Origin of the sequence: Thiocapsa sp. (assembly GCF_035467215.1) — a bacterium.
GTDB lineage: Bacteria > Pseudomonadota > Gammaproteobacteria > Chromatiales > Chromatiaceae > Thiocapsa.
Window position 1 is genome coordinate 1 of sequence record NZ_DATITZ010000293.1, and the last position, 5,259, is coordinate 5,259.

A 5,259-nucleotide genomic window follows, 5' to 3' on the forward strand; every position below is an offset into this window, starting at 1 on the left:
CGTTTGACCTTTTTGCGCTTCTCGGCCGTAAAGGTCCCGAGATAATCCTCGAACGAGCTGAAGCCGCGGTTGTGCCAGTGAAACTGACAGCCGACGCGTGCGAGCAGGCCCTGACCCTCGAGCAACGCCTGCTCGTCGTCCGCCGTGAAGAGCCAATGCATCGAGGAGACTCCCGCCTCCTCGGCCACCCGGATCGCGCCCTGAATTAGTGCGCGTGCATGCTCTTTTCGCGCGGGCGAATCCCCGGTCAGGAGTCGCGGTCCCGTCGCGGGGGTGTAGGGCGAGGCGATCACCAGTTTTGGATAGTACGGAAGCCCTTTGCGCCGGTAGGCGTCCGCCCAGCTCCAGTCGAAGACGAACTCCCCGTAGGAGTTGAACTTCAGGTAGCAGGGCGCGGCCGCGACCAGGTGTCCCTGCGCGTCGTGCAGCGCGAGATGCCGCGGCAACCAGCCGAGCGACTCGCCGACGCAGCCATGACGTTCCATGGCATCGAGGAACTCATGCCGCAGGAAGGGGCTGTCGTCCCCGGCAAGGCGGTTCCATTGATCCGCGGGTAGGTCGGAAATCGCCGAGTGAGTCGTCAATCTGTACATTGGCGTCGATCGGATGGCCGGGCCGGTATCAGCCACATGAGGGCGCCCGATCGGTGCCCAAGGCATCGTAGGCTCGGTTCCGCTATTTGTCCCCGGCCGCCAATGCGTCGAGAAATTTTTCGGCATCCAACGCGGCCATGCAGCCGGTGCCCGCGGAGGTGATTGCCTGACGATAGACGTGGTCCATCACATCGCCCGCGGCAAAGACGCCCGGGACCGAGGTGGCTGTCGCATTGCCGTCGATGCCGCTGTGGACCTTGATGTAGCCGCCGGCCATCTCGAGCTGCCCGTCGAAGATCTGGGTGTTGGGCTTGTGGCCGATGGCGATGAAGACGCCTTGAAGGTCGATATCCTGTGTGGAGCCGTCCCCCGTGCTCTTGATGCGCATCCCGGTGACGCCGGTCGCGTCGCCGAGGATCTCGTCGAGCGTGTGGTTCCAGGCGATCTTGACGTTGCCGTGCTCGGCCTTCTCAAACAGATGCTTCTGCAGGATCTTCTCCGCGCGAAGGGCGTCGCGTCGATGCACGAGGATCACTTCGGAGGCGATGTTCGACAGGTAAAGCGCCTCTTCGACCGCGGTGTTTCCCCCGCCGATCACGGCGACCTTCTGGTTGCGATAGAAGAAACCATCGCAGGTGGCGCAGGCCGAGACCCCGCGGCCGCGGAAGGTCTCCTCCGAGGGCAGCCCGAGATACATAGCGCTCGCGCCCGTGGCGATGATGAGCGCATCGCAGGTGTAGAGGGCCGAGTCGCCGGTCAGCTTGAAGGGGCGGGTCTTGAGATCGACCGCGTTGACGTGGTCGAAGATGATCTCGGTCTCGAAGCGCTCGGCGTGGCGCCGCATCCGCTCCATCAGGTCCGGTCCCTGAACGCCGTCGGGGTCTCCCGCCCAGTTGTCCACGTCCGTCGTCGTCATCAATTGGCCGCCTTGCTCCAGGCCCGTGACCAGGACCGGGCTGAGGTTGGCGCGTGCGGCGTAGACGGCCGCCGTGTAGCCGGCGGGGCCGGACCCCAGGATCAAGAGCCGGCAGTGCTTGGTTTCGCTCATATCTCGATACTCCAGTTAAACCGCGCCCGGTGCGGCATGCGATGTTTTTGAATGTGATCGGTCCCGGCAGACTTGACGACCGTTGGAGCCGGCGCGGTTTAAGAGATTAAAAAATATGTACTCGTTCACACCCCCGGCTGCGGCAAAGGCGGCAAGGGTAGTCCGGCGCGCCGGTCGGCGATGGCGGTTGCCAGATACTCCCAAGGCGAGTGGCCGCGTTGACGACAGGTCTCGATGACGCTGGCAAGCAGGGTAAAGACGCATGAGCCGACGGCGGTGCGCGTACCGTGACTGAGACGCCGGGCGATGACCCAGTGACGCAGGGCCCGTTCGGCGTCGTTGTTGGTCAACGGCAAGTGCGGGTGCTTCAGGACGTTGAAGATCGCGTCCCAGTCGGTGTAGAACTCGACCGCCAGCGCCTTGGTCTTCTCGTGCCGATGGCCGAGATGATCAAGACAGGCTTGACGCAGCGCCGCCAGCGCCACCGCGTGCGTGCGCGCCGGATCGCCTGCGGCGGCGTCGGGCGGTGGTCCCTCGCGGGCCGCGTATATCGCCGCCATCAGGGTTTCGAGGGTCGTGTGCACGAGGCGACCGAAACGCCGCCCGTCCGCATCGTAACCCTCGATCAACCCTTGTGCCTTGCGCAGCAGGTGGGCCCAGCAGCGCAGGCGCTGCGGATACCCGCGGTAGGAGAACCACCCGTCGCTCATCAACCAACCGCCGAAGCCGTCCAGCACGCGGGTCACCGTGGCTTTGCCGCGTCCGGCGATCACGAAGAGGGTCGTCGTGGTGGTGAGGAAGACCCACAACCACAGGCGTTGGGGCTGTTGTGGCCAGGAGGTCTCGTCGGCATGCAGCAGGCCGCTGCGCTGAATGTCGGCGAGCAGCGTTGCTTCGGCAGGTGCGACCACGGCGGCGCTCTCATGCAGGGTCTGGTGGATGGTTCCGATGCTCAGGTGCACGCCCAACCAGTCGTCGAGGAATTCTTGGATGCGCCGGCGCGAGAGACGAAAGCGCAGGCTCAGCGCGATGATCAGGGTCGCCAGCCCGGGACCGACCAGACGCCATTCGCGCAGCTGCACGCCCTCCAGGGTGTCCTCGACCGCGACCTGCGTGGGTCGCTCACGGGTGTGATGCCCGCACCCGCAGGTCACCTCGAGGAAGCGGTGATCAACCACGTGCAGGTGGACACCCGGTGCCGCGGCGTCACCCCAACGCAGATCAAGCGATTGAAACCCGGTATACGCCTTGGCGGGCGCCTGCGCCGCGAGCGGCTCGCCACAGCCGCGACAGACCGCGGGACGGTGCACTTCGGTCGCCTGTGCCATGAACACGGTGGTGCGCCCCACGCCCGGCGCACCCGGCTGCTTGCCCGGCTTGCATTTCGGGCGTTCGGCCGGCTGCGCCGCGTCCGACACCGCCCCCGACGGCGCCGCCTCGTCGTCCGAGCGCTTCTCGGCGTCCGCCGTGGCGGTGGAGGCGCCGGGCGGTGCGGCCGCATCCTCCTCGGATTCATCCTCCCCGGTTTCGGCTGCTGTCGGGCGCTCCCAAGGCGCACGACTGCTCGGCGGCCGCGAGCTGTTGCTCGGGTTCTGTTGCAGCCGCTCTCGGGCTTCCTTCAAATCCTCCAACAAGGTCAACGACAGCGCCCGCAACGCATCCTCCGGCAGCCGCCGCAGGTACGCGTCGTCCAATTGTCGCAGATCGTGTGGACTGAGCTTCACGTCGCGTCTCGATGTTCGCGGAAAGTCCAAGATGCTTGTTCTCTTGGGACGCTATTGTTCCACAATTTCTCGTCAGAGTCTCTCAGGCTCCTGTTTTCAGGAGGGGAGTCTGAACGAGTACAAAAATATATCATTTTAAACCGCGTCCCCGCTAAGGGCTGTGGATGCACCAAATGTCGAACTCACTCGAAAATGAGCATCTCGCTCCATACGCGGTTTAGTTGCGCGTTGTGTTCGGCTCGGGCGACGCGTCGAGTCCGGTCGGGATTCGCGGTCGATGCTCGGCGGTGCGGCGCTCCGGGTCTGGCGCGACACCCCGGCACCGCCGTGTCGTCCGCGTCCGCCCACGGCGTTCACGGGTTTTTTGTCTCCTCGGCACTTGCGGTCACGCGGCGGACCAAAGGTCCCAGTGTCAGACCCTGCACCAGCACGGAGAAGACCACGATGATATAGGTGACGCTCAGGATCAGATCGCGAGGCTCGCCCTCCGGCAACGACAGGGCCAGTGCGACCGAGATCCCGCCGCGCAAACCGCCCCAGGTCAGGATCGAAAGGAAGCCCGGCTCGAACTCGCGATGGCGGCGCAACAGTTGAAAGGGCAGGCCGACACTGACGAGGCGTGCGGCGAGTACCAACGGGATCGCGAAGAGACCGGCCAGCATGAATTGCCCGGTCATGCTGATCGCCAGGACCTCCAAGCCGATGATGACGAACAAGACGGCGTTGAGGATCTCGTCGACCAACTCCCAAAAATCGTCCAATCGGTAACGCGTCGCCTCGGTCACGGCGATGGCGCGGCCCCGACTGCCGATGATCAGGCCGGCAACCACGATCGCGATGGGGGCCGAGACGTGGGCATGCTCGGCGATGGCATAGCCGCTCATGGCCAGCGCCAGGGTGATCATGATCTCGACCTGATAATTGGTCGTCCTGCTGATCATGTAGAGGGCGATCCAGCCGATGAAGAAGCCGAACGTGATTCCTCCGACGATCTCGGTGGCGAAGAGCATCAGGGCGTCGCCGAACGCCGGGGGCGTCTGGCCGGCGGCGAGACCTGCCAGCAGCATGAAGACCACGACCGCCACGCCGTCGTTGAAGAGCGATTCGCCGGTGATCTTCATCTCCAACGATTTCGGGGCGTTTGCGTTCTTCAAGATGCCCAGCACCGCGACCGGATCGGTGGGCGAGATGAGGGCACCCAGGAGCATGCAGTAGATGAGCGGGATGTCGATCCCGAGTGCGAAAAACAGGAGCCAGCTGCCGCAGCCGATGAGGACGGTCGCGCCGACGACGCTCGCCGAGGCGAGGATCGCAATCGCCCACTTGTGTCTGGCGAGCTCTCGCAGGTCGACGTGCAGAGCGCCGGCGAAGAGCAAAAAGCCCAGCATCCCCTCCAGCAGGGCCTCGCTGAAATCGATGCTGGCCAGCATGCGCTGAACCTCATGCTCCAACGCCCTGGCGAACGGAAACGGCAGCAAGAGCACCAGTGAAAACACCAGTGCGATCAGCATCAGTCCGATCGCGTTGGGCAGCTTGAGAAAGCGATCGTTCAGCCAACTGAAGAGCGCCGAGAATCCGATCAGGACGGCGAGAACATCGAAGATCCGCATCGTTTGGTTCCTTGTTTCGCTGGGCGGAATCGTTGTCGATTCCGATCGAGCCCGATGCGGTCCGCTGCCTCCTCTCCGCGCGGGTCTCGGAGTGATTGGCGGTGCACCGAGGCGCCGATCTTCGGGTGCGTTCCGGGGCGGGCCTCGGCACGCAGACGCAGTAGGATTATGCCGTGTCTTCGTCGGTTCGGCGCGCCGTTACGCATCGGCAGGCGCCACGGATCCCGCAACGGCGCCCCGCGAGCGCGGGACTGGGCCGGCGGGACGGGCGGCAAAGCGCACTT

At 64.8% G+C, this 5,259-nt stretch carries 4 protein-coding genes; all 4 read right to left on the bottom strand.

Annotation, left to right across the window (positions count from 1 at the left end):
* Window positions 1–593 (bottom strand): peptidogalycan biosysnthesis protein (locus VLR48_RS16365; protein ID WP_325292811.1); only part of this gene is annotated, 593 nt, incomplete at its 3' end.
* A gap of 82 nt (window positions 594–675) precedes the next feature.
* Window positions 676–1,641: a thioredoxin-disulfide reductase gene (trxB, locus tag VLR48_RS16370; protein ID WP_325292812.1), complete on the bottom strand. Its 966-nt coding sequence runs from the start codon at window positions 1,639–1,641 to the stop codon at window positions 676–678.
* A 125-nt stretch (window positions 1,642–1,766) separates the two neighbouring features.
* Window positions 1,767–3,365, bottom strand: a complete 1,599-nt coding sequence (gene tnpC, locus VLR48_RS16375) for an IS66 family transposase (protein WP_325292813.1) — start codon at window positions 3,363–3,365, stop codon at window positions 1,767–1,769.
* A gap of 353 nt (window positions 3,366–3,718) precedes the next feature.
* Complete coding sequence (locus VLR48_RS16380; RefSeq protein ID WP_325292814.1) at window positions 3,719–4,975, bottom strand: sodium:proton antiporter; 1,257 nt, start codon at window positions 4,973–4,975, stop codon at window positions 3,719–3,721.
* Window positions 4,976–5,259: the final 284 nt, after the last annotated feature.

Excerpts from the sequence above, each read along its gene's own strand:
- trxB (WP_325292812.1), bottom strand. The coding sequence starts at position 1,641 with ATGAGCGAAACCAAGCACTGCCGGCTCTTGATCCTGGGGTCCGGCCCC.
- VLR48_RS16380 (WP_325292814.1), bottom strand. The coding sequence starts at position 4,975 with ATGCGGATCTTCGATGTTCTCGCCGTCCTGATCGGATTCTCGGCGCTC.